Genomic DNA, 24,760 nt, shown 5'->3' with positions numbered 1-24,760 from the left:
GATGACAAAATTAGATGAAACGCTCACCATGCTGAAAGCGTTAACGGATGCAAAAGGGATACCGGGAAATGAGAGAGAAGTAAGACAAGTGATGAAATCATACATAGAACCATTTGCCGATGATGTCACAACAGACCGGCTGGGAAGTTTAATCGCCAAAAAAACCGGCAAAGAAAACGGTCCGAAAATCATGATCTCAGGGCATTTAGACGAAGTCGGTTTTATGGTGACGCAAATCACTGATAAAGGCTTTCTCCGCTTTCAAACCGTCGGCGGCTGGTGGTCTCAGGTCATGCTGGCCCAGCGCGTCACCGTCGTGACAAAAAAAGGGGACATCACGGGGATCATCGGTTCGAAACCGCCTCACATTCTGCCTCCTGACGCCAGAAAAAAAGCCGCTGATATTAAAGAGATGTTCATCGATATCGGGGCGTCCAGCCGTGAAGAAGCAATGGAATGGGGCGTTCTTCCGGGTGATCAGATTGTGCCGTATTTTGAATTTACAGTGATGAACAATGAAAAGCATTTATTGGCGAAAGCGTGGGACAACCGTATCGGCTGTGCGATTGCCATCGATGTATTAAAAAATCTGAAAAACAGTGATCACCCGAATGAAGTATACGGGGTCGGAACGGTTCAAGAAGAAGTCGGGCTGCGCGGGGCGAAAACAGCGGCACATACGATCCAGCCTGATATCGCGTTCGGCGTGGATGTCGGAATTGCCGGAGATACACCGGGAATTTCTGAAAAAGAGGCGCAAAGCAAAATCGGCGAAGGGCCGCAAATTATTCTGTATGACGCGTCAATGGTATCTCACAAAGGGCTGCGCGACCTTGTCGTGAACACGGCGGAAGAAGCGGGAATTCCGTATCAATTCGATTCCATTGCCGGAGGGGGCACGGATTCAGGTTCCATTCATTTAACCGCAAACGGAGTGCCGGCGCTGTCCATTACGATCGCGACGCGCTACATTCACACTCATGCCGCTATTTTGCATCGGGATGATTATGAGAATACGGTAAAATTGATCACAGAAGTGATTAAAAAATTAGACCGGGAAACGGTTGACCGTATTACTTATCAATAAAGATACGGAAGAATCTGCTTTTTTAAGCAGATTCTTTTTTTTGTCTGTACAAATATGAGCCTTGCGTCTACAATAAGAAAAGACATAGAAAAATCTGACAACATGTTTTTTTGAAAGCGCTTTAAAAAAGGGAGGTTTACAAATGAAAAACAGATTCAGACGCATGATCCGCTTTTCATGCGCAGCCGTTACAGCCGGTCTGCTTCTGATGTCTTCATCTCCGGCATCTGCCGCGTTTTGGGGGGCATCAAATGAATTGCTTCATGATCCGACAATGGCGAAGGAAGGAAACACGTGGTACGCTTTCGGAACCGGTTTGGAAGGGGAGAGGGGGCTTCGCGTCTTAAAGGCGGGCAGCGGCGGCGTATGGACCGTTCAGAAATCAATCTTTACTTCCCCGCTGTCATGGTGGGGCAATTATGTGCCGAATTACGGGCTGAATCAATGGGCCCCCGATGTTCAATATTTTAACGGAAAGTATTGGCTGTATTATGCCGTTTCTTCATTCGGCAAAAATACCTCCGCGATCGGTCTTGCATCATCTACAAGCCTCAGTTCGGGAAACTGGAAGGACGAAGGGCTTGTCATCCGTTCGACAAGCGCCAATAACTACAATGCAATTGATCCGGAGCTGACAATTGATAAAGACGGAAACCCTTGGCTTGCCTTCGGTTCTTTTTGGAGCGGCATTAAGCTGACAAAGCTTGATAAAAATACAATGAAACCGACGGGGTCACTTTATTCCATCGCTGCCAGACCGAATAACGGCGGAGCTTTGGAAGCGCCGGCCATCACCTACCAGAACGGCTACTATTACTTAATGGTGTCGTTTGATAAATGCTGTTCAGGGGTGAATAGTACGTACAAAATCGCTTATGGAAGATCCAAAAGCATCACCGGCCCATATCTCGATAAAAGCGGGAAAAGCATGTCTGAAGGCGGAGGGACGATTCTTGATTCCGGCAATGACCGCTGGAAAGGCCCGGGCGGTCAAGACATTGTGAACGGGAATATTTTAGTGCGTCATGCGTATGATGCCGAAAACAGCGGAATTCCGAAGATGCTCATCAATGATATCGATTGGAGTTCAGGCTGGCCTTCCTATTAATTGATCAGCCGGGCATGTGTGTCCGGCTTTTTTACTTGCAATAAAAGATTGACAGTTTGATTCCTCCTTAACTATAATAAAGTTGTTCGTACAAATAAAAGAATAAAAGTTTTATTATTTACATTCGTACGTATATTTATTTAAAAATGCAAGCGCTTTATTTTGATGGGAAGGGGAAATGAATGTGCTTCAGAACAAAGAATATGAATTTTGGTTTGTAACGGGAAGCCAGCACTTATACGGAGAGGAAACGCTGCAGCTTGTCGATAAACACGCAAAGGGAATATGTGACGGTCTCAGCGGGGTGTCATCAAGATACAAGATCAGGCATAAACCGGTTGTCACGTCATCTGAAACGATCAGAGAGGTTTTGCGGGAAGCGCAGTATCAAGAAAACTGTGCCGGGGTCGTGACGTGGATGCATACATTTTCCCCTGCGAAAATGTGGATTGAAGGTCTTTCCGCTTTTCAAAAGCCGATGCTTCATCTGCATACCCAGTATCATCGCGACATCCCGTGGGAAACGATTGATATGGACTTTATGAACAGCAACCAATCCGCTCACGGAGACCGGGAGTACGGATATATCCAGTCAAGAATGGGGCAGACGAGAAAAGTCATCGCAGGCTATTGGGATGATGAGGAAGTCAAACATGACATTTCGCAATGGATGAACACGGCTGCCGCTTGGAATGAAAGCAGGAATATTAAAGTAGCCCGGTTCGGCGACAATATGCGGAATGTGGCGGTTACTGACGGAGACAAAGTCGGCGCCCACATTCAATTCGGCTGGCAGGTTGACGGGTACGGAATCGGCGATCTTACCGAGGTGATGAACAATGTCACCGACGCAGAAATTGAGGCGCTTTATGAGGAATACGACAAATTGTATGTCATCAGCGACGAAACGAAGCGGGATGAAGCAAAAGTTGCTTCCATTAAAGAACAGGCGAAAATTGAACTCGGATTAACGGCCTTTCTCGAACGGGGCGGATATACAGCGTTTTCGACCTCCTTTGAAGTTTTGCACGGAATGAAGCAGCTTCCGGGTCTTGCCGTTCAGCGTCTCATGGAAAAAGGGTACGGATTTGCCGGCGAAGGCGATTGGAAAACGGCTGCCCTTGTGCGAATGATGAAAATAATGGCGGACGGAGAACAAACCTCCTTCATGGAAGATTATACGTACCATTTTGAACCGGGTCGTGCGATGATTCTCGGATCACATATGCTTGAAGTATGTCCGACGATCGCCCTTGATCAGCCGAAAATCGAAGTCTACCCTCTCTCAATCGGAGGGAAGGAAGATCCGGCCCGGCTGGTTTTTAACGGAATCGGCGGTTCAGCCATCATCGCCAGCATCATTGATATCGGCGGGCGGTTCCGTCTCATTCTGAATGAAGCGGAAGGCAGGGAAATTGATCATGATATGCCGAATCTCCCTGTGGCGCGGGTGCTGTGGAAGCCGGAGCCATCGCTGAAAACAGCTGCGGAAGCGTGGATTTTGGCGGGAGGCGCCCACCATACCTGTATGTCCTTCCGGCTTACGGCTGAACAGATGCTTGACTGGGCTGAGATGGCAGGCATTGAAAGCATCTTTATTTCCCGCAATACCGAAATACATGAGCTGAAAAAAGAGCTGAAATGGAATGACGTATTATACCGGCTGGGAGGGAATTGATATGGCGTATACGATTGGTGTTGATTTCGGCACATTGTCCGGCCGGGCGGTGCTTGTCAATGTCCGCACGGGTGAAGAAATCGCGTCTGCGGTAAAAGAATACACTCATGCCGTCATCGACCGCACGCTGCCGAAGACGGGTGAAAAACTCCCTCGGGACTGGGCGCTTCAGCATCCTGCCGATTATATCGAAGTTCTGGAAACGGCGATTCCGAACCTGCTTGAGCAGGCGGGCGCTGATCCAAAAGACGTGATCGGCATAGGAATTGATTTTACCGCCTGCACGATTTTACCGATAGACGGCGCGGGGCAGCCGCTTTGTATGCTGCCGGAATTTGAACGGGAGCCCCACAGTTATGTGAAGCTGTGGAAGCATCATGCGGCTCAAAAACATGCAGACCGTTTGAACACGATTGCCGAAGACACAAAAGAAACATTCCTTAAAAGATACGGCGGTAAAATTTCTTCTGAATGGATGATCCCGAAAATCATGCAAATCGCGGAAGAAGCGCCGCATATATACAAGGCGGCAGATCGGATTGTGGAAGCGGCAGACTGGATCGTCTATCAATTGTGCGGTTCATTGAAGCGAAGCAACTGCACGGCCGGCTACAAAGCAATCTGGAATGAGGAGACGGGGTATCCGCCGGATCATTTTTTCGAAAAGCTCAACCCGTTAATGAAAACGATTACACAGGATAAATTAAGCGGCGCGATTTATTCAGTCGGGGAAAAAGCAGGAGGTTTGACCGAAAAAATGGCGGAGCTGACCGGGCTTCTGCCGGGGACGGCCGTTGCCGTCGCCAATGTCGACGCTCATGTGTCAGTGCCCGCGGTCGGTATTACAGAGCCGGGGAAAATGCTGATGATCATGGGAACGTCTACCTGCCATGTGCTGCTCGGCGAGGAAGAACATATCGTCCCCGGTATGTGCGGGGTCGTCAATAACGGCATTTTGCCCGGATATGCGGGATATGAAGCGGGGCAGTCCTGTGTCGGCGACCACTTTGAATGGTTCGTCAAAACGTGCGTTCCGAGAGACTATGAGAAGGAAGCTGAGGATAAACACATAGACATTCACGAGCTGCTCAGCAAAAAAGCAGCAGAACTTGTTCCCGGGGAAAGCGGCCTTCTCGCGCTTGACTGGTGGAACGGAAACCGGTCAACCTTGGTGGACGCCGATTTGACGGGCATGATGCTCGGCATGACGCTGCACACGAAGCCCGAAGAAATCTACAGGGCATTGATTGAAGCGACGGCGTTCGGAACAAGGATGATTATCGAAACGTTCCGGGAAAACGGCGTTCCGGTCGAAGAGCTTTACGCAGCCGGAGGAATCGCCGAAAAAAATCCGTTTATCATGCAGATTTACGCAGACGTCACAAATATGGACATTCAATTATCCGGATCTCCGCAGGCACCTGCACTGGGCTCCGCGATTTTCGGAGCGCTCGCCGCGGGACGGGAAAACGGAGGATTCTCCAATATTGCTGAAGCATGTGCGCATATGGGGAAATTAAAAGACGGCTTTTATGCCCCGAACCGGGAAAGAGCTGAGATTTATGACAGCTTATATGCGGAATATAAAGAGCTCGTACACTACTTCGGCAAAGAAAACAATGTCATGAAACGCCTGAAAGCCATTAAAAACCGTGATTTTGCGAAAGGGGGGAGCCGCCATGCTTGAAGCGTTAAAAGAAGAAGTGCTCGCCGCCAATCTGAAGCTTGAGGAACATAACCTTGTCACGTTTACATGGGGGAATGTCAGCGGCATTGACAGAGAGAGCGGGAGAATCGTCATTAAACCGAGCGGTGTCGATTACAGTGAGCTGACCGCTGACAAACTGGTCGTCCTGAATGAGGACGGAGACATTTTGGAAGGCTCGCTGAAACCGTCTTCTGACACGCCGACCCATCTTTATCTGTATAAAGCGTTTCCGGCTATCGGCGGAATCGTTCATACTCACTCCCGCTGGGCGACGAGCTGGGCGCAGTCCGGAAGAGACATACCCGCTCTCGGAACGACTCACGCGGATTACTTTGAAAGCGCTATACCCTGCACGAGGGAAATGTATGAAGAAGAAATTGTGAAAGATTACGAGTATCATACAGGCAAAGTTATAGCCGAAACCTTTCAAAACGAACCGTATGAACAAAATCCGGGTGTCCTCGTCCACAGCCACGGCCCGTTCTGCTGGGGGACGGACGCGCTGAATGCCCTGCATAACGCCGTTGTGCTCGAAACGGTAGCGGAAATGGCCTACCATTCGCTTATGCTGAACAAACAGCTCAGTCCGATCGACAGAGTGCTGCATGATAAGCATTTTTACAGAAAACACGGGGCGAATGCTTATTATGGCCAAACTTGACGCAGCCGGGTTTCTGATTGATTTAGACGGAACCGTATTCAGGGGGCGGGAGCTGATTGACGGCGCAAAAGAAGCCGTTCATACCCTTCAGTCACTGGGCAAAGCCGTTGTCTTTTTAAGCAACCGCGGCAATCTATCAAGAGCAATGTGCCGAAAGAAACTGCTGGGTGCCGGTATCCGCACGGATGAACGGAGCATCGTGCTGTCCTCCAGTGTGACGGCATCATTTTTAAAGAAGCATTATCCTTTGTCAAAGGTCTGGGTGTTAGGAGAGAAAGGGCTGACTGATGAACTCGCTTTAGCGGGTGTCGTCCTGGCGCAAAACCCGCAGGCGGCAGACTGGCTTGTCATCTCCCTGCATGAAACCGTCACCTATAAGGATCTGAATCTCGCTTTTAAGGCGGCTTCCTCCGGCGCGCGCATCATCGCCACGAACAAAGACCGCTCCTTTCCGAATGAAGGCGGTCATGCCATGGATGTCGCGGGAATGATCGGGGCCATTGAAGCATCCGCCGGAGCAAAAACGGAGCTTGTCATCGGCAAACCGTCTTGGCTGATGGCTGAGGCGGCATGTGAAGCGCTCGGACTTCCCCCTGAGGAATGCGCCATAATCGGAGACAGCCTCGAATCTGATATCGCAATGGGCAGGCTGTACGGAATGAAAAGCATATTGGTTCTGACGGGGTCGGCCAAACTTGGGGAGCCCCGTCTATATGAACCTGACATCGTCCTTGATTCTATTAAAGACCTGACAGAATTAGCGAAGGAGGGAATCCTTTTATGAAACGTTCTCCTGAGGACATTCAATCCGAGTTTGACAAGGAAGGGGGCAGCCGCTCACCGATTCAAATAGAAGATATCGTGATCGAGGCGAATGCAAAAGAAGAGCTTCTCAGATTTCTGCAAAAAAAATGCTGGAATCATCCGGTCATCGTCTGTGACCGGAACACGTACGAGGCGGCGGGACGTCTGCTTGCGGACGAATTAAGGGCAGGCGGAATCAAAGCGTCAAAAGTCATCATTCCGGAGCATGAAGCCGGGGCCGCCGCGGCTGATGAGAGGACACTGGTCTATACGCTGATCAATCTCGCGGAAGAGACGGATGTTATCATTGCGGCAGGTTCAGGAACGATTCACGACATTACGCGGTTTGCCGCTTATCAGCGCGGATTGCCGTTTATCTCATTCCCCACCGCTCCGTCAGTCGACGGTTTTACATCGGCGGGAGCGCCGCTCATATTAAATGGAATCAAAACGACGATTCAAACGAAAGCGCCCATCGCCTTATTTGCCGATACGAATGTATTAAAAGAAGCGCCCCGTTCAATGACAGCCGCGGGCTTCGGTGACATGCTCGGCAAAATAACATCGCTGGCTGATTGGGAGATTTCCCGCAGCCTTGCGGGTGAGCCGTACTCAGAAGCCGGGGCGAAGCTTGTGAAAGACGCGCTTTGGCAGTGCATTGATCACCGCGCTGACATTGCCATGGGAACGGAGGCCGGCATTCAGATACTGATGGAAGCGCTGATCGTTTCGGGTCTTGTCATGCTTGCTCTTGACCACTCCCGCCCCGCCTCAGGAGGAGAGCATCACATCTCGCATTGGATTGAGATGGAAATGCTGAAGGCAAAACAGCCTCCGATTCTCCACGGTACGAAGGTCGGCTGTGCGTGCGCGGTGCTGAGTGATATTTACAAAGAACTGGCTTGTCACGAAAAGCTTGCTGAACTGCCGCCGCACTTTCGCGAGGCGATTCAGTCCGCATATGAAGGGCTTCCCGACGGCAAAACAATTGCCGGGTGGCTCTCATCTGCGGGAGGTCCCGCCTGTTTCGATGAGATCGGTGTAAAAAAGGACCTTGTCAGCGATGCGCTTAAGCATGCGCACACACTGCGAGACCGTTATACCGGTTTAACCATCATAAATGAAAATGCAGCGCTCTTTGCACATCATTTGCATCAATAGCCGCACGGCCTAAAGTGGAAGGGGTAATGACATGAAAAAAACGACCGCTGTATGTTTGGTGCTGATGATGCTCTTCTTGTTTACCGCCGGCTGTTCACAAGAACGGACTGCCGGCCGGCCGGGAGAAACGGAGCTGACGTTTTGGACGTTTAACGGTCTGCACGAACAGTTTTATCAGGAAATGGTCAAAGAATGGAATCAGAAATATCCAAATCGCAAAATCAAGCTGAATACCGTTGTTTATCCTTATGGACAAATGCATGATAATTTATCGGTTTCGCTGATCGCGGGTGAGGGGCTTCCCGATATAGCCGACGTGGAATTAAGCCGGTTCTCGAACTTTCTGAAGGGGAAGGATATCCCGCTTGCCGATCTGACGCCGCTGATTGAAAAAGACCGCGATAAGTTTGTGGAAGCGCGTCTGGCCTTATACAGCAAAAACGGAAAATTGTACGGCCTTGATACACATGTGGGGACGACCGTCATGTTTTACAACATGGATATCATGAAAAAAGCGGGCGTTGATCCCGCCTCCATTAAGACATGGGAAGATTACCGGCGGGCAGGAAAAAAAGTGCGTGAAGCCGCTGGGAAACCGATGGGAACGGTTGAAACAAACGACTCCGCCACATTCCTATCCATGATTTCGCAGCAAGGGTCAGGCTACTACAGCAAAAACGGAAAATTGATTCTGAACAGCAAGACGAATACAGATACACTGAATGATGTAAAGGACATGGTAAATGATAAAACCCTTCTGCCGGCTCCCGGCGGCGGCCATCACAGCGAAGAATATTACGGTTTTATGAATCAGGGCGGGGCAGCCTCAGTGCTGATGCCCATTTGGTACATGGGACGGTTTATCGATTATATGCCTGATTTAAAAGGGAAAATGGCGATTTACCCTATGCCGGCCTGGAAAGAAGGCGGTGACAGATCAGCGGGTTTAGGCGGAACAGCCACCGTCGTGCCGAAGCAGGCTGAACATCTGGAGCTCGCGAAAGAATTTCTCGGATTTGCGAAAGGTTCAAAGGAAGGGAACATAAAGCTGTGGACGGTGCTCGGCTTTGACCCGCTCCGCTGGGACGTGTGGGATTCAAAAGAATTGAAGGAGAAAAACAAGTACACGGATTTCTTCCGGAACGGTACGTCAATTTTTTCCTCGCTCCTTGAAATAAAAGATGAGATCAATCCGATTTATCTGCATGAAGACTTCTCTAAAGCGGCTGATCTCGTTGTCAGACAGGTGCTGTTCGATGCGCTGAAGACGCAGGAAAAAACACCTGAGGAAGCCTTGGACGAGGCGGCAGAGCAATTAGAAAAATAGGAGAAGCCGCCCTATTTAACAGTGAAAGCGGGGGAGCTTTTATGAGACCTGTAAAGACAGAGACAGCGCAAACCGTTTCTGCAGTCCGGAAGAAGCCGCGCCGGCGCAATGTGCTGTATTCAAAAAAAGCGGCGCCTTATCTTTTTACGGCGCCATTTATCATTTCGTTTCTCGTTTTCTTTTTGTATCCGATCATCAGCGTGTTTATCATGAGCTTTCAGCGGATACTGCCGGGAGAAATTACATTTGTCGGGTTTTCCAATTATACCGCTCTTCTTAATCCAACCTTTTATACGGCATTATTTAACACATTGGAATATACCTTCTGGACGCTGATCGTGCTGATTCCGGTGCCGCTTCTTTTAGCGGTGATTCTGAATTCAAAGCTCGTCAGGTTCAGAAATGTGTTTAAATCGGCTCTGTTTGTACCGGCTTTAACATCGACGATCGTAGCGGGGATTATTTTCCGGCTGATGTTCGGAGAAATGAATACGTCGCTTGCAAACGAGCTGATGATGAAGCTTGGCGCATCACCCCAAAACTGGCTCAACAACAAAGGTACCGGCATGTTTTTAATGGTGCTGCTTGCGTCATGGAGGTGGATGGGGATTAACATTCTTTACTTTCTGGCGGGTTTGCAAAATGTGCCGAAAGAATTGTATGAGGCGGCTGAAATTGACGGGGCGAGTACGTGGAAAAAGTTCCGGCATATCACCCTTCCATTTTTAAAGCCGGTGTCCGTTTATGTGTTAACGATCAGTATGATCGGCGGTTTCAGAATGTTTGAGGAAAGCTATGTGCTTTGGCAGAATAATTCCCCGGGCAATATCGGCCTCACGCTTGTCGGTTATTTATATCAGCAGGGGCTTGCATACAACGAAATGGGGTACGGGGCAGCAATCGGAATTGTCCTTTTGCTTGTCATCTTACTAGTCAGCCTTGTTTCACTGAAACTGTCCGGTTCGTTTAAAGGGGAGGGATAAGCGTTGCGTAACAATCACATGTTTTCCGTGTACAGAGTCGCGTTTACCTTGTTTTTTATCATGCTGAGCCTGTTGTATATCTTTCCGATGATCTGTCTATTGCTCGGTTCATTAAAGCCGTCATCTGAGCTGATGCGCATCGGGCTGAATCTGCGTCTTGATCCGGATGTGATGAGCCTTGATAACTACACCTATTTGTTCAACGGGGGGAGCATTTATTTTAAATGGTTTTTTAACAGCCTGCTGCTCGGCGTCCTCACCACGGTTCTCACGCTGTTTTTTTCCTCTTTGATCGGCTACGGACTCGGTGTCTACGAGTTTAAAGGCAGAAATATTATTTTCGTTCTTGTGCTGATCATTATGATGGTGCCTCTTGAAGTGATGATGCTCCCGTTGTTCAAATTGACGGTGGGTCTTCATTTAATCGATTCTTATACGGGGGTGATTCTGCCGTTTATTGTGTCGCCTGTCGCCGTGTTCTTTTTCCGGCAATATGCGCTCGGACTTCCGAAAGATCTGCTTGATTCAGCGAGAATGGACGGCTGCACCGAATTCGGCATTTTCTTCAGAATTATGGCGCCGCTCATGAAACCGGCATTCGGAGCAATGATCATTCTTCAATCTTTAAACAGCTGGAATAACTTTTTATGGCCGCTGATCGTGCTTCGGTCGAAAGAAATGTTTACGCTTCCAATCGGACTTTCAGGGCTGCTGAGTCCGTACGGCAACAACTATGACATGCTGATTTCCGGGTCCGTTTTTGCGATACTGCCGGTGATCATCATATTCTTGTTTTTTCAAAAATACTTCATTTCCGGCCTCACAGTAGGCGGAGTGAAGGGATAGAGAGAGGGAGGAAATGTAATGAAAAAAGCGGGGATTACAGCAGATAAAGAATATATCATCGGTGAAGTGGACAAACGGATGTACGGATCTTTTATAGAACATATGGGCCGGGCGGTGTATGAAGGCATTTATGAGCCCGGACACCCGAAAGCCGACAAGGACGGTTTCAGAACAGACGTGCAGGAGTTAATCAAGGAATTGCAAGTGCCGTTCATCCGCTATCCGGGAGGGAATTTTCTCTCAGGCTACAATTGGGAGGACGGCGTCGGGCCGGTGAAGAACCGCCCGCGGAGGCTTGATTTGGCATGGCAGACGACAGAAACGAACGAAGTGGGGACGAATGAATTTTTAACGTGGGCGAAAAAAGTGAACGCCGAAGTGAATATGGCGGTCAATCTCGGGACGAGAGGAATCGATGCCGCCCGGAACCTCGTCGAATACTGCAACCATCCTGAAGGGTCATACTGGAGCGACTTACGAAAATCGCACGGATATGAAAAACCTTACGGCATCAAAACATGGTGCTTAGGAAATGAGATGGACGGCCCTTGGCAGATCGGTCATAAAACGGCGCATGAATACGGACGGCTTGCCGCTGAAACAGCAAAGGTGATGAAATGGACGGACCCGACGATCGAATTGGTGGCTTGCGGAAGCTCAAACAGCGGCATGCCGTCCTTCATCGAGTGGGAGGCCGAGGTGCTTGAGCATACGTACGAGCATGTGGATTACATTTCACTGCATACGTATTACGGCAACCATGAAAATGATCTTGAGAACTATTTGGCGAAGTCTATGGATTTAGACCATTTTATTAAATCCGTCACAGCCGTATGTGATTATATGAAAGCGAAAAAACGCAGCAAAAAAACGATTCACCTTTCTTTAGATGAATGGAATGTGTGGTATCACTCAAATGAAGCGGATAAAAAAGTGGAGCCATGGATTACGGCCCGGCCGATTCTCGAAGACATCTACAATTTTGAAGATGCGCTGTTGATCGGTTCACTGCTGATTACGATGCTGCAGCATGCGGACAGACTGAAGATCGCCTGTCTCGCCCAGCTTGTCAACGTGATTGCGCCTATCATGACTGAAAAGGGCGGAGAAGCATGGAGGCAGCCGATCTTTTACCCTTACATGCACGCCTCAGTCTACGGGAGAGGGACTTCGATGAAGCTGCTGATCACCTCCCCGAAATACGACTCGGCGGACTTTACGGATGTGCCGTATGTTGATGCCGCGGCCGTTTACCATGAAGAGGATGAAGCACTGACCATTTTTGCCGTCAACAAAAGCAAGGAACCGATGGAAACGGAGATCAAACTGAGGGGGTTTGAAGATTACCGCATCATTGAGCATATCGTGCTGGAGCATCAGGATATGAAAGCAACCAATCAAAAAAACAGAAAAGAAGTCATTCCTCACTCCAACGGAACGTCTTCGGCAAACGCTGAAGGGATAACGGCACATTTTACTCCGCTGTCCTGGAATGTCATCCGTTTATCAGGAAAATAATGTTCCGAAAAGCCGGGCTGCCGCTGCCGGCTTTTTTTTACGCAAAAATCATCTCCTGTTATCTGATAATTATGATAATATTTAGAAAAAGAGAAAAGGGGCTGGGATTAAATGAATGCGATTACAATCGTCATAGCGTCTATATGTATTTTGGCGATCGCCTATCGGCTTTACGGTACCTTTATGATGGTCAAAGTATTAAAAATCAATGATCAGACACCGACTCCGGCCCATGTGCTTGAGGATGGGAAAGATTATGTGCCCACGAATAAGTGGGTGTCATTCGGCCACCACTTCGCGGCAATCGCCGCTGCCGGCCCGCTTGTCGGACCGATTCTGGCAGCTCAGTTTGGCTATCTGCCCGGGCTTTTATGGCTGTTAATCGGAGCAGTGATCGGGGGAGCCGTGCACGATATTGTCGTATTGTTTGCATCAATGCGGAAAAACGGGAAAACGCTTTCTGAAGTCGCCAAAGAAGAGCTCGGCCCGGTGGCGGGCTTTTGCACCGGTCTTTCCATGCTGTTTATCATTACGATCACGATGGCGGGTCTGTCCATGGTTGTGCTGCACGCGCTTGAGAAAAACCCGTGGGGAACGTTTGCGGTGGGGATTACGATTCCGATCGCGATGGGGGTCGGCCTCTACTATAAAAAAACGGTCAATCTCAAACTCGCATCAACTGTCGGGTTTCTTTTGTTAATGGCCGGTGTTGTAATCGGGCCGCGGCTGCAGACAACGGCTCTCGGGGACATGCTGACACTTGACGCGAAAACGCTTGCAGTGGCGCTTCCCGTCTATGCGTTTTTCGCCGCGGCGCTTCCGGTTTGGCTTTTGCTGGCTCCGCGTGACTATTTAAGCAGTTTTATGAAAATCGGGGTTTTTGCCGCTTTGATCGCAGGCGTCTTTTTCGTCAATCCCGCCATTAAATTCCCGGCCGTAACGGAGTTTATTCACGGCGGAGGGCCGGTGATCGCGGGTCCTGTCTGGCCGTTTATTTCAATAACGATTGCCTGCGGCGCCATTTCGGGCTTTCATGCATTTGTCGGTTCTGGCACAACGCCGAAAATGCTGGATAAATGGAGTGATATAAAACCGGTTGCTTTCGGAGCGATGCTTGTGGAATGTCTCGTCGGAATTATGGCGCTCATTGCAGCTGCCGCTCTTGAGCCCGCCGACTATTTTGCCATTAACAGCACGCCTGAAATATTCCGCGCCCTCGGGATGAATGTCGTCCATCTGCCTGAATTGAGTAAAGAAATCGGGCTCAGTCTGGAAGGAAGAACGGGCGGAGCCGTTACGCTTGCCGTCGGAATGACGTATATCTTTACGGAGATTCCGTTTTTCAGTCATTTGGCTTCGTACTTTTTTCAATTCGTCATTATGTTTGAAGCGGTGTTTATTTTAACGGCGATTGATGCGGGAACCCGTGTCGCCCGGTACTTGATTCAAGAGTTTTTCGGAGAAGTCTATAAGCCGCTGAAAAAAACAGACTGGCTGCCGGGCTCGATTTTCTCAAGCGCGCTCGCCTGCCTGCTGTGGGGCTATCTTCTGTATTCGGGCGACATCAGTTCCATTTGGGCGCTGTTCGGCGTATCCAATCAGCTTATGGCATCTGTCGGCTTAATCATCGGTGCGACCGTCGTATTAAAAATAGCGGATAAGCGGCGCTATATGCTGACATGTCTGATTCCTCTCGCTTATTTGTACGTGACCGTCAACTATGCGGGTTATTGGATGGTGCGGTATGTGTATTTGAACCCCGAAGCGGCGGGATACAGCGTGCTGAATGGCGTTTTATCCATTATCATGCTGATTCTCGGGCTTGTGATTATCATTGCGGCTGTGAAAAAATGGGCGAATGTATGGCGTGATCCGAGTGCCAGACTGGAAGCTTCAATACCCGGATAAATCCGCGGCCGATCCGAACATTGCAGCATCATAAAAGCAGAGAGCCGATCGGTCTCTCTGCTTTCGGCTTATGACAAATCCGCCGCTTCCAAAAGGTAATCCGCCAAATGAACCGCGCGGACACGGTCTGTTAATCCTTCGCGTAAAATGCCGAGCTGCATTTGCAGAAGGCATCCGGGATTGGCTGTCACGATGACGGCCGCCTCCGTTTTTCCGGCGGCTTTCATCTTGCTGTCTAATATTTTCATAGACATTTCTGACTCTGTTATATTATAAATTCCCGCCGACCCGCAGCAGCTGTCGGCCTTTTCCATTTCTCTGTACTCAGCCCCTTTAATGCTTTTCAAAAGCGTGCGCGGTTCCTCTGACGTATGCATCACATTGCGGAGATGGCAGGAGTCCTGATATGTGACGATATGAGGAGACTGCGCCCGCAGGTTTTTTTGATGGAACTTCAGATCAACCAGTACGGATGAAAAGTCTTTGAGCTTCCGGACGAATTGTTCGGCACGTTCCGCCCATCCAGGTTCATCTTTCAGTAAATGCGGATATTCCTGAAGAAAGGCGCCGCATCCGCCGGCGTTTGTAATGATATAATCAGCGTCAAGCGCCTCAAAAGCGGCGATATTCCGCTTGGCCAGTTCTTTTCCCATCTCTTTTTCTCCGCTGTGCCCGTGAAGCGCGCCGCAGCACGCCTGGCCGTCCGGAACCGCGATTTCACACCCGGCCGCCTGTAAAAGCGCCGTTGTCGCATGATTTGTTGCTAAAAACATCGTATCCATTAAGCAGCCCGAGAAAAAAGCGGCCCGTTTTTGGACGGGACCCGCGGCAGGAAGAAAACGCGGCCTTTCCTTCATGTCTTTCCGTTTCGGGGCGGGCGGGAGCACTTGTTCCATTGTGCGCAGATGTTCAGGCAAAACGCGCAGCATACCGGTTTTTCTGATGGCGGTCTGCAGTCCCGATCTTTGGTATATTCCGAGAAGATTCACGGCTGCCTGCATGCGGTTTTGATGAGGGAAAAGCCCGGTGAAGGCGGCTTTCCGCAAGAGGCGCACGCCGGGCTTATGTTTTTTATTTTGATGAATGATATCCCTCGCTTCTTCAAGCAGCTGTCCGTAATTGACCCCTGCCGGACAAACGGGCTCGCATGCCCGGCATCCGAGACACAGCGAAAGTGAGCGCTCGACATCTTCATCCGGTTCGATCAGTCCGTCTGTGACGGCTTTCATCAGGGCGATCCGGCCGCGCGGCGAATGGGATTCTTGAAATCCTGATTCGATATAGGTCGGACAGGAAGGAAGGCAGAAGCCGCAGCGCATACAGTTCAGCAATTCACCTTCATCCATGCGGTTTTTGAATTCTGTTTGAATGTGTTGCTTCTCTTTAGCCGTTGTCATTTCATCATCACCACGCGTTTCTTTGATGAATTGGCGAATATTTTTCCCGGATTCAGCAGATTTTGGGGATCAAGCGCTTGTTTGATCGCTTTCATGGCGGTAATGCCTTCTGTTTTCAGCTTCATTTCTAAATACGGCGCTTTTACGATGCCGACCCCGTGTTCACCCGTTATCGTCCCGCCCAGCTCAATCGCTTTTTCAAAAATGGCGGCAAAAGCTTTTTCGACACGTTCCATCTCCTCTGTATTTCGGATATCGGTGGTGCACGTCGGATGGAGGTTGCCGTCTCCGGCATGGCCGAATGTGCAGATGGACAGGCCGTATGTTTCTGCAATCTCGTTAATGGCTTTGACCATGCCGGCAATTTGTGATCTCGGCACGGTCGCGTCTTCCAGAATCGTCGTCGGTTTCAGCCGGGCAAGGGCTGATAATGCGGACCGTCTGGCCTCTGTAAGCGCGAATGCCTCTTCCTCGGTTTCGGCCGTTTGGACGGATACGGCTGCTCCGTTTTTACAGATGGCTTCGATTTTTTCCATATCTCGTCTGACCGTTTCGATGTCACCGTCCTGTTCGATCAGCAGCACCGCTTTTGCATCGGTCGGAAGCCCGATCTTGGCGTAATCTTCAATGACCTGCAGTGTCGGCTGATCCAGAAATTCGAGTGTCGCCGGAATGATTTTTTCAGCGATGATGGCAGAAACAGATTCCGCAGCCGCTTCAATATGTTCATAGAGTGCAAGCAGCGTTTTTTTCGTTTCCGGCTTTGGAACCAGCTTTAAAGTCGCTTCCGTCACAACGCCGAGCGTACCTTCTGATCCGACGAAAAGCCGGGTCAGATCATAACCGGCGACATCCTTTGTCAGCTTCCCTCCTGTGCGGATGATATCGCCTGAAGCCAAGACGGCTTCAAGGCCGAGGACATAATCCCGGGTGACGCCGTACTTCAAACCGCGCAGCCCGCCGGAATTTTCATTAATATTCCCGCCGATCGTCGATATTTTCATGCTGCTCGGATCAGGCGGATAAAATAACCCTTTCCGTTCAACCGCATGAATCATATCTTGCGTGATCACGCCCGGCTGGACGGTTGCCGTCAAATTTTCTTCATCGATTTCAAGAATGCGGTTCATATGTTTGAATAAAAGCACAAGCCCGCCTTCAGACGGACATGTGCCGCCGCATAAGTTTGTGCCTGAACCCCTCGGCACGATCGGAATGTCATGCCTGCTGCAAATCGTTAATATACGGGACACGTCATCCGCGCTGCGGGGAGCGATTACCGCATCCGGCATGGCTTGCAGCTGAGGAGCCGCATCGTAAGAATACACAAGACGGCCAGCCGCCGAATCATCATAATTCTCCTTCCCGACCGTCCGGATGAACGCTTCTTTTGCCTCTCGTGAAATCATGTTCTCCAACCTCCCTGATAAGAAAAGCGTTTTCATTTAATTGTAAAGAAAAACGATTCTTCACACTATGGAGAAACATATGAAAAATGATGATATGATTACGTGCTTTTTGTATGTTGATCTAAAAAGCGGAGCGCCAAATAAAAAGCCGTTATGTCTTCGGGGCGGTCAAGCTTCATATTTGTCAGTGATTCCAGTTTGGAAAGACGGTAGCGCAATGTATTGATATGAATATGCATGTCGTCTGCGGTGCGCTTTAACGATAATTGCCGGTCGAAAAAGGCGCGCAGCGTATCCAGAAGTTCTTCCCGGCCGAGTACATGCTCGAGAACCCGCCGTGAAAATTCCGACCTCGTGCCGGGCGCGATATCGGCAATACACATATCCAGTTTTAAATCTTCTTCAAAGACGGCCTGCTTGTCACCGATTCCGGCTGAAAGTGCTTTATCCGCCTGTTCGTATGATTCCGCGAGGCGCTCTCCCGGAACGATCCGTCCGATGCCGGCGGTGACAGGCTGCCCAAAAACGGCGCCGATCTTTTTGATGAGCTGTGTTTTGGAAGCCGAATTTGCTTCATGGTTAATGAGAATGCGTTCATTTCCCCAGCGGACAAACAGGTCTTCAGGGCATTCGTTCTGCCAGAGCCGCCCGAGCTCCTCCGCTTTATATTGCTCATAACGTCCTTGAATGAGTATGATCCGGCGGTATGCGTGAAGGTCTGCGCCGATGAGCTTTGCTTTTTCTAAAAAGCCCGGAGACCATTCTTTCAGCTGCAGCCAATCAACCATAAAGGATTCAAGCATTCTCGCACGCCACTGCGCTTCTTCCATATGGCGCGTTTCTTTAATAAACAGCTCCGTCATTTTCCTGAGCAATTCTCCGAAAGGCAGGATATCGTCAGGGTCTCCTGTCAGACCGAACACTCCGATTACCTCATGGCCTGAAAAAACGGGGAGGTTCAGTCCTGCTTTTACGCCCTGGAGGCGTTTTTCATCTTCTTTCGTAATGATGACATTCCGTTTTTCGCGGGCGCAGATCAGTGCGCCTTCATGAAACCATCCGGCGCGCGCCTCATTGGTGCCCGCGATGATCATCCCTTTTGTATCGGCAATAATCACTTCGCGGCTGTACATATGTTTGACTTCGGCAATCAATTTCTTTGCCAGTTCCGGCTGTAACTGCATGGCGATCCCCCTCGCCATTATTATACAAAAAAAACCGGGTGTGCCATCACCCGGTTCATGCTTATTGCGCAGGTTTTAATCCGCCTTCAAGTGTTTTGAGCATTTCATTTTTTTCTGAGTCTGACGCATGCTGCCAAAGAACTTCGAATAAGACGCCGAGGCCCGGAAGCATTTTTTCTTCACCGCTTTGGATGGCGTCAACGATAGTATGCTCCAGCTGATCCTGGTTATTGCCGGTTACATTGGCAATAACGGCGTTGCGTAAATTAAGATCCATTACAACCGCTCCTTTTTCCTGAATGTGATACGCATATTCTTACCGCGCACGCGGTTTATTATGTGCTGTTCTTGAGATATAATAACAACATGCATGAAAAAAGGAGAGCACAGACATAAAGTGAAACGAATCGACTCTGCAAAAAACCAAAAAGTGAAGGACTGGAAAAAACTTCACACAAAAAAAGAGAGACTTAAAACGAATACATTTCTGATAGAAGGAGAGCATCTGGCAGAAGAAGCGCTCAAATCAAAGGGAACGGTAAAAGAAATTCTCGTAAACGATGAGAGCGCCATTCCGGCCGATCTGGATATGAGCATTCCGTGCTACGTGCTGAGCGAAGACGCGTTTTCAGCCGTGACGGAAACGGAAACGCCGCAGCGGATCGCCGCGGTCTGCCATATGCCGGATAAGCGGCCTGATCAGCTGAAGCGGCTGCTTCTGATTGATGCCGTACAGGACCCGGGGAATTTAGGAACAATGATCAGAACGGCAGATGCGGCGGGAATCGACGCCGTTGTCCTTGGTGAGGGAACGGCAGACCCGTACAACGGAAAAACGCTGCGTTCAGCGCAAGGATCTCATTTTCATATTCCCATTTTAAAACGTCCGCTTGATGAGTTTACCGCCGAGCTGAAATCACAAGGCGTCGCGATCTACGGCACGGCGCTTGAAAACGGTGCGGCTTATCAAAGCGTGAAGCCTGAAGAATCGTTCGCGTTAATCGTCGGGAACGAGGGGGCGGGAGTGGACGCCGGCCTTCTGCAAAAAACCGATCTCAATCTGTACGTTCCGCTGTACGGACAGGCGGAATCGCTGAATGTGGCGGTAGCGGCCGCCATCCTCGTTTATCATCTCAGAGGATAGGTTGCGAAAAACCTTGGATTTCACTATAATAGATAGCAATAATGTAAAAACCGTGACAGAGGACGTCAATTTTTGCACACGCTGCCTTCCAGGGAGAAAATGCCGCTGACTGAGAGCATTTTTATCGCAGCACAGAAATTGATTTTCACCTCTCGAGTTGTCACCGGGACCGCGCCAAACGCGCGTAAAGGTGAACCGGAACGATCGTTTCCGTTATGTCAATGAAGCTGTCGGCAGATGAAGTCTGCCTTAAAAAGGGTGGTACCGCGGCCACAACTCGTCCCTTCTCTCAAGGGGCGGGTTTTTTTGTTTTCTGAAAAAGGCATAGAACGGTTTGGTTTACATAAAAGGAGGATGCATGATGGAAGAGAAGCTTAAACAGCTCGAACTGGAAGCTGCAGAAAAAGTAGAAGCGGCGGGTTCATTAAAAGAAGTTAACGACATTCGGGTGCAATATCTCGGAAAAAAAGGGCCGATTACAGAAGTTCTCCGCGGCATGGGCAAACTGTCCGCCGAAGAGCGCCCGAAAATGGGAGCGCTCGCCAATGAAGTGAGAGAGCGCATTGCAGCAGCCATTACGGCGAAAAATGAACAGCTTGAACAAGAAGAGATGAATAAAAAACTCAGCAGCCAGACGATTGACGTCACGTTGCCGGGCAGCCAGGTAAACATCGGCGGACGCCATCCGCTGACGGTCGTTATTGAAGAAATTGAAGATTTATTTATCGGCATGGGATATACCGTCGAAGAAGGCCCTGAAGTGGAAACGGATTATTACAACTTTGAGGCGCTGAACCTGCCGAAGGAACATCCGGCCCGCGACATGCAGGACAGCTTTTACATTACAGAAGAAATGCTGATGAGAACGCAGACGTCACCGGTGCAGACGCGAACGATGGAAAAGCATAAAGGAAAAGGCCCCGTCAAAATCATTTGTCCCGGTAAAGTGTATCGCCGCGACAACGATGACGCGACACATTCCCATCAGTTCATGCAGATCGAGGGTCTCGTCGTGAACCGCAAAATCAGCATGAGCGACCTGAAAGGCACGCTTGAATTGGTCGCCAAAAAAATGTTCGGCCAAGACCGTGAAATCAGGCTCCGTCCGAGCTTTTTCCCGTTCACAGAGCCTTCTGTCGAGGTGGATGTGACCTGCTTTAAGTGCGGCGGACAAGGCTGCTCCGTCTGCAAAAAAACAGGCTGGATCGAAATTCTCGGCGCCGGCATGGTTCACCCGAACGTGCTGAAGATGGCCGGATTCAATCCTGAGGAATACCAGGGTTTTGCTTTCGGAATGGGTGTGGAACGTATCGCGATGCTGAAATACGGCATTGAAGATATCCGCCATTTCTATACCAATGATGTCAGATTCATTTCGCAGTTTAAACAGGCGTAAGAGGAGGATACACATGTTTGTTTCATATAAATGGTTAGAAGATTACGTTGACTTGCAGGGAATCGACCCGGCCGTGCTTGCAGAAAAAATTACGAGAGCCGGTATTGAAGTTGAGGGTATCGAGTATAAAGGGGAGGGCGTAAAAGGCGTTGTCATCGGACACGTGCTTGAGCGTGAACAGCATCCGAATGCCGACAAACTCAACAAATGCCTTGTTGATATCGGTGCGGAGGAACCCGTGCAGATTATCTGCGGCGCCCCGAATGTTGATAAAGGACAGAAGGTTGCCGTTGCAACGGTCGGAGCCGTGCTTCCCGGCAATTTCAAAATTAAAAAAGCCAAGCTGCGCGGCGAAGCGTCTCACGGCATGATCTGTTCCCTTCAGGAGCTCGGTATTGAAAGCAAGCTCGTGGCGAAAGAATATGCGGAAGGCATTTTCGTTTTTCCGAATGATGCTGAAACGGGAGCTGACGCAATGGCGGCCCTTCAGCTTGATGATGCGATTTTAGAATTGGGCTTAACGCCGAACCGCGCCGACGCGATGAACATGCTTGGCGTGGCTTATGAAGTGGCGGCTATCCTCGGCGCAGAGGTAAAGCTTCCGGAGGCTTCATATGAAAAAGCGGCAGAAAAAGCGGCGGATGCTGTTTCCGTCAAGATTGAAGATACGCAGGCCAATCCGCATTATGCCGCAAAAATCATTAAAAACGTCAAAATCGGCCCGTCACCGCTTTGGATGCAGACGAAGCTGATGAATGCAGGCATCCGCCCGCATAATAACGTCGTGGACATTACAAACTTCGTCCTCCTTGAGTACGGACAGCCGCTTCACGCTTTCGATTACGACCGGTTCGGTTCAAAAGAGGTCGTCGTCAGAAAAGCGGCGGAAAACGAAACCATCGTGACGCTGGATGAACAAGAGCGCAAGCTGTCAAGCAGCCATTTGGTCATCACAAACGGAAAAAAAGCGCAAGCCGTTGCGGGAGTCATGGGCGGAGCCGAGTCTGAAGTCCGTGAAGACACCACTGCGATTTTACTGGAAGCCGCTTATTTCGACGGACAGACCGTCCGCAAAGCGTCGAGAGACCTCGGACTGAGAAGCGAAGCGAGCGCCAGATATGAAAAAGGCATTGATCCGGCCCGCGTTTTGCTGGCGGCTGAACGGGCCTGCAGTCTCATTCAGGCATATGCCGGCGGAGAAGTGCTCTCAGGCACGGTTGAAGAAAACCATCTGAAAATCGAAGCAAACAACATTCACGTGTCTGTTGAAAAAGTGAACGCCGTGCTTGGCATGGCAATCGCTAAAGAAGAAATCATCAGCATTTACAAGCGCCTCGGGTTTGCAGTCGGTGAAGCTGAAGACGTTCTCGTCGTAACAGTGCCGTCCCGCCGCGGAGATATTAGAATAGAAGAAGACCTGATTGAAGAAGCGGCGAGATTGTACGGGTATGACAATATTCCGTCCACGCTTCCGGAAACGGCCGGCACGACAGGCGGCTTGACACCGTATCAGGCAAAACGCCGGAAAGTGAGACGTTTCCTTGAAGGAGCGGGTCTTTCACAAGCGACCACTTATTCATTAACGAATGATAAAAAAGCGGCCGCTTTTGCGATCGAAAAATCATTCAACACGATGCTTGCTCTGCCGATGAGCGAAGAAAGAAGCATTCTCAGACACAGTCTCGTGCCGAATCTTCTTGAAGCCGTTTCATACAATCTGGCCAGACAGACTGATTCCGTTGCTTTATATGAAACGGGTTCTGTATTTCTGACGAAAGAAGAAAACACAAAACCGGTTGAAAAAGAACGGGTTGCCGGAGCTGTAACCGGATTGTGGCGTAAAAATTTATGGCAGGGTGAGAAAAAGCCGGTTGATTTCTTCGTCGCCAAAGGAATCGTTGAAGGCCTGCTGCATCAATTGAATGTGTCAGACCGGGTTGAATTTGTCCAGTCAGAACGCAAAAACATGCATCCCGGCCGGACGGCAAACATTCTATTGAACGGTTCGCTTGCCGGATTTATCGGCCAGGTGCATCCGGCAATGGAAAAAGAGCTGGATATCAAAGAAACGTATGTGTTCGAGCTTGATCTGCACGCGCTTCTGACCGAGGAAACAGAACCTGTCGTGTATACGCCGATTCCGAAGTACCCGTCCGTCACGCGCGACATTGCGCTTGTGGCAGATAAAACCGTTACAAGCGGACAGCTCGAAGCCGTGATCAAAGAAGCCGGCGGCGCGCTGCTGAAAGAAGTCACCGTATTTGATGTGTACGAAGGTGAGCATATGGAAGAGGGCAAAAAATCCGTCGCCTTCTCGCTCCAATATGTTAACCCTGAACAAACATTGACAGAAGAAGAAGTGACAAAAGTACATGAAAACGTGCTGAAAGCGCTGGAAGAAACGTATCAGGCGGTATTAAGAGGATAAAGAAAAAGCTTGCAGATCATTCTGCAAGCTTTTTTTATTATGACCGTTTCCGTTCTACAAGGCGTTTCGCTTTTTGCGTATTGGCAAAATGAAGTTTGGTGAACGTTCTGAGCGCACCTTCTCCCTTATTGATGATCAGCTTGGCGGCAGCTTCATCGACGTGCGGCCCCGCGCCTTTTGGAATCGTCATCCCAGCCTCACGGGAAAGCTTATCCATTTCAATTAAGAAAGAATATCGCGCAATGATAGAGGCTGCGGCGACGGAAAGATGTATGCTTTCCGCTTTCGTGCTGAAAAACGTTTTTTCTTTTACGATATCCCGTCCGGAAAGATGCTTAAAATAAATGCCGGGCTCTGCGAATTGGTCAATCAGAATCGCTTCCGGTTTAACGCCGTTCATTTTTCTCAGCAGATTGGAAATCGCCTGATTATGAAGGAGCGCCTTCATTTTTCCTTGGCTCATGCCTTTTTCCTGCATCTGATTGTATTTTTCGTTTTTCAACACAAGCAGGCTGTAAGGAATGGTTTTAATTAACAGTTTGGCGATTTCAATAATCTGCGGATCTTTTAAATCCTTCGAATCCTTCACACCGAGTTCTTTCATTAAAGAAAGCTTTGTTTTGTCGGCGTAAGCGCAGGCAACCGTTATCGGCCCGAAGTAATCGCCTGTTCCGACTTCATCAGAGCCGATCACTGACATGGAGGCAATGCCCGCCGGGGGAGCGTAAAGCGGATCGGCCGCTTTTTTGACGGTTTTCTTTGCCTTCGGCGCCTCAGCCGTTCCCCAGCGGGCCGCTTCTGTGCCGGCGTTTTTTCCCTGAAAGAGAACCTTGCCCGAGCGGTAGGCTGTAATGGTACAGCCCGGGGGCTTGGCCTGGAAGACGGCGCCCTGCGGAACGGCGGGAGTAAGGGAGCCGGCATAGGATTGTTTCATTTGTTCCATAGCGGAAGCGGATACTTTTATAACAGAATGGGACACGATATAATCTCCTTTTTTGGCACTTTTCACTGTA

General features: G+C 49.7%; 20 protein-coding genes. 15 read left to right on the top strand and 5 right to left on the bottom strand.

Annotated features, from left to right (window positions below):
- Position 1 precedes the first annotated feature (1 nt).
- The 12 genes from L3V45_RS13510 (at position 2) to cstA (ending at position 14,789) form a co-directional block, all read left to right on the top strand.
- A complete protein-coding gene (locus tag L3V45_RS13510) occupies positions 2–1,087 on the top strand; it encodes a M42 family metallopeptidase (protein WP_007408096.1) in 1,086 nt (361 codons plus the stop codon).
- Between the two features lie 142 nt (positions 1,088–1,229).
- Positions 1,230–2,195, top strand: a complete 966-nt coding sequence (locus L3V45_RS13505; protein WP_015387871.1) for an arabinan endo-1,5-alpha-L-arabinosidase AbnA — start codon at positions 1,230–1,232, stop codon at positions 2,193–2,195.
- 184 nt (positions 2,196–2,379) lie between these two features.
- A complete protein-coding gene (gene araA, locus L3V45_RS13500) occupies positions 2,380–3,873 on the top strand; it encodes an L-arabinose isomerase (RefSeq protein WP_003152506.1) in 1,494 nt (497 codons plus the stop codon).
- 1 nt (position 3,874) lies between these two features.
- The gene (araB, locus tag L3V45_RS13495) at positions 3,875–5,560 is read left to right on the top strand and encodes a ribulokinase (RefSeq protein WP_052586414.1); all 1,686 of its coding nucleotides are present in this window, start codon (positions 3,875–3,877) and stop codon (positions 5,558–5,560) included.
- The gene (araD, locus tag L3V45_RS13490) at positions 5,553–6,242 is read left to right on the top strand and encodes an L-ribulose-5-phosphate 4-epimerase (protein ID WP_003152509.1); all 690 of its coding nucleotides are present in this window, start codon (positions 5,553–5,555) and stop codon (positions 6,240–6,242) included. The genes araB and araD overlap by 8 nt, the downstream gene beginning before the upstream one ends.
- The gene (locus L3V45_RS13485) at positions 6,220–7,026 is read left to right on the top strand and encodes a sugar-phosphatase AraL (RefSeq protein WP_370880546.1); all 807 of its coding nucleotides are present in this window, start codon (positions 6,220–6,222) and stop codon (positions 7,024–7,026) included. The genes araD and L3V45_RS13485 overlap by 23 nt, the downstream gene beginning before the upstream one ends.
- Positions 7,023–8,207 (top strand): sn-glycerol-1-phosphate dehydrogenase, encoded by a 1,185-nt coding sequence (locus L3V45_RS13480; protein ID WP_236837038.1) that lies wholly within the window; start codon positions 7,023–7,025, stop codon positions 8,205–8,207. The genes L3V45_RS13485 and L3V45_RS13480 overlap by 4 nt, the downstream gene beginning before the upstream one ends.
- 31 nt (positions 8,208–8,238) lie before the next feature.
- Positions 8,239–9,534, top strand: a complete 1,296-nt coding sequence (locus tag L3V45_RS13475; protein WP_196616062.1) for an arabinooligosaccharides ABC transporter substrate-binding protein AraN — start codon at positions 8,239–8,241, stop codon at positions 9,532–9,534.
- Positions 9,535–9,575: 41 nt separating this feature from the next.
- The gene (locus tag L3V45_RS13470) at positions 9,576–10,517 is read left to right on the top strand and encodes an arabinooligosaccharides ABC transporter permease AraP (protein ID WP_003152513.1); all 942 of its coding nucleotides are present in this window, start codon (positions 9,576–9,578) and stop codon (positions 10,515–10,517) included.
- An 18-nt stretch (positions 10,518–10,535) separates the two neighbouring features.
- On the top strand, positions 10,536–11,363 hold the full coding sequence (locus L3V45_RS13465; RefSeq protein ID WP_007612991.1) for an arabinooligosaccharides ABC transporter permease AraQ: 828 nt from the start codon (positions 10,536–10,538) through the stop codon (positions 11,361–11,363).
- Between the two features lie 18 nt (positions 11,364–11,381).
- The gene (arfA, locus tag L3V45_RS13460) at positions 11,382–12,881 is read left to right on the top strand and encodes an arabinosylfuranosidase ArfA (RefSeq protein ID WP_015387875.1); all 1,500 of its coding nucleotides are present in this window, start codon (positions 11,382–11,384) and stop codon (positions 12,879–12,881) included.
- A 111-nt stretch (positions 12,882–12,992) separates the two neighbouring features.
- Positions 12,993–14,789: a carbon starvation CstA family protein gene (gene cstA / locus L3V45_RS13455; protein WP_236837037.1), complete on the top strand. Its 1,797-nt coding sequence runs from the start codon at positions 12,993–12,995 to the stop codon at positions 14,787–14,789.
- Between the two features lie 68 nt (positions 14,790–14,857).
- On the opposite strand, the gene L3V45_RS13450 is transcribed toward cstA, so the two are convergent.
- From L3V45_RS13450 to sspI, 4 genes are all read right to left on the bottom strand, one after another.
- The gene (locus L3V45_RS13450; protein WP_236837036.1) at positions 14,858–16,186 is read right to left on the bottom strand and encodes a (Fe-S)-binding protein; all 1,329 of its coding nucleotides are present in this window, start codon (positions 16,184–16,186) and stop codon (positions 14,858–14,860) included.
- Positions 16,183–17,595: a glycolate oxidase subunit GlcD gene (glcD, locus tag L3V45_RS13445; RefSeq protein WP_236837035.1), complete on the bottom strand. Its 1,413-nt coding sequence runs from the start codon at positions 17,593–17,595 to the stop codon at positions 16,183–16,185. The genes L3V45_RS13450 and glcD overlap by 4 nt, the downstream gene beginning before the upstream one ends.
- Positions 17,596–17,693: 98 nt before the next feature.
- Positions 17,694–18,779 (bottom strand): CdaR family transcriptional regulator, encoded by a 1,086-nt coding sequence (locus tag L3V45_RS13440; protein WP_014305544.1) that lies wholly within the window; start codon positions 18,777–18,779, stop codon positions 17,694–17,696.
- 61 nt (positions 18,780–18,840) lie between these two features.
- On the bottom strand, positions 18,841–19,056 hold the full coding sequence (gene sspI / locus L3V45_RS13435; RefSeq protein ID WP_003152527.1) for a small acid-soluble spore protein SspI: 216 nt from the start codon (positions 19,054–19,056) through the stop codon (positions 18,841–18,843).
- A gap of 120 nt (positions 19,057–19,176) precedes the next feature.
- Here sspI and L3V45_RS13430 point away from each other — a divergent pair, with 120 nt between their 5' ends.
- From L3V45_RS13430 to pheT, 3 genes are all read left to right on the top strand, one after another.
- Complete coding sequence (locus tag L3V45_RS13430; protein ID WP_003152529.1) at positions 19,177–19,923, top strand: TrmH family RNA methyltransferase; 747 nt, start codon at positions 19,177–19,179, stop codon at positions 19,921–19,923.
- Positions 19,924–20,284: 361 nt separating this feature from the next.
- Entirely contained in the window at positions 20,285–21,319 is a 1,035-nt protein-coding gene (pheS, locus tag L3V45_RS13425) for a phenylalanine--tRNA ligase subunit alpha (RefSeq protein ID WP_236837034.1), read from the top strand.
- A gap of 13 nt (positions 21,320–21,332) precedes the next feature.
- Positions 21,333–23,747, top strand: coding sequence for a phenylalanine--tRNA ligase subunit beta (gene pheT / locus L3V45_RS13420; protein WP_014305542.1), 2,415 nt, complete (start codon positions 21,333–21,335; stop codon positions 23,745–23,747).
- A gap of 37 nt (positions 23,748–23,784) precedes the next feature.
- Here pheT and rnhC read toward each other — a convergent pair whose 3' ends face one another.
- Positions 23,785–24,726 carry a ribonuclease HIII gene (rnhC, locus tag L3V45_RS13415; protein WP_012118136.1) on the bottom strand — a complete coding sequence of 314 codons (942 nt, stop codon included), beginning with the start codon at positions 24,724–24,726 and terminating at the stop codon, positions 23,785–23,787.
- Positions 24,727–24,760: the final 34 nt, after the last annotated feature.

Source organism: Bacillus sp. R45 (assembly GCF_021729365.1).
In the GTDB taxonomy this organism is placed as follows: Bacteria; Bacillota; Bacilli; order Bacillales; family Bacillaceae; genus Bacillus; species Bacillus velezensis.
Note: the sequence above shows the minus strand (reverse complement) of the source record. Positions and strands in the feature narration are given on the sequence as shown.

Excerpts from the sequence above, each read along its gene's own strand:
- pheT (WP_014305542.1), top strand. The coding sequence starts at position 21,333 with ATGTTTGTTTCATATAAATGGTTAGAAGATTACGTTGACTTGCAGGGA.
- pheS (WP_236837034.1), top strand. The coding sequence starts at position 20,285 with ATGGAAGAGAAGCTTAAACAGCTCGAACTGGAAGCTGCAGAAAAAGTA.
- araB (WP_052586414.1), top strand. The coding sequence starts at position 3,875 with ATGGCGTATACGATTGGTGTTGATTTCGGCACATTGTCCGGCCGGGCG.
- L3V45_RS13505 (WP_015387871.1), top strand. The coding sequence starts at position 1,230 with ATGAAAAACAGATTCAGACGCATGATCCGCTTTTCATGCGCAGCCGTT.
- L3V45_RS13440 (WP_014305544.1), bottom strand. The coding sequence starts at position 18,779 with ATGCAGTTACAGCCGGAACTGGCAAAGAAATTGATTGCCGAAGTCAAA.
- L3V45_RS13450 (WP_236837036.1), bottom strand. The coding sequence starts at position 16,186 with ATGACAACGGCTAAAGAGAAGCAACACATTCAAACAGAATTCAAAAAC.
- sspI (WP_003152527.1), bottom strand. The coding sequence starts at position 19,056 with ATGGATCTTAATTTACGCAACGCCGTTATTGCCAATGTAACCGGCAAT.
- L3V45_RS13510 (WP_007408096.1), top strand. The coding sequence starts at position 2 with ATGACAAAATTAGATGAAACGCTCACCATGCTGAAAGCGTTAACGGAT.
- L3V45_RS13485 (WP_370880546.1), top strand. The coding sequence starts at position 6,220 with ATGCTTATTATGGCCAAACTTGACGCAGCCGGGTTTCTGATTGATTTA.
- L3V45_RS13475 (WP_196616062.1), top strand. The coding sequence starts at position 8,239 with ATGAAAAAAACGACCGCTGTATGTTTGGTGCTGATGATGCTCTTCTTG.
- L3V45_RS13470 (WP_003152513.1), top strand. The coding sequence starts at position 9,576 with ATGAGACCTGTAAAGACAGAGACAGCGCAAACCGTTTCTGCAGTCCGG.
- araD (WP_003152509.1), top strand. The coding sequence starts at position 5,553 with ATGCTTGAAGCGTTAAAAGAAGAAGTGCTCGCCGCCAATCTGAAGCTT.
- L3V45_RS13465 (WP_007612991.1), top strand. The coding sequence starts at position 10,536 with ATGTTTTCCGTGTACAGAGTCGCGTTTACCTTGTTTTTTATCATGCTG.
- glcD (WP_236837035.1), bottom strand. The coding sequence starts at position 17,595 with ATGATTTCACGAGAGGCAAAAGAAGCGTTCATCCGGACGGTCGGGAAG.
- L3V45_RS13480 (WP_236837038.1), top strand. The coding sequence starts at position 7,023 with ATGAAACGTTCTCCTGAGGACATTCAATCCGAGTTTGACAAGGAAGGG.
- arfA (WP_015387875.1), top strand. The coding sequence starts at position 11,382 with ATGAAAAAAGCGGGGATTACAGCAGATAAAGAATATATCATCGGTGAA.
- cstA (WP_236837037.1), top strand. The coding sequence starts at position 12,993 with ATGAATGCGATTACAATCGTCATAGCGTCTATATGTATTTTGGCGATC.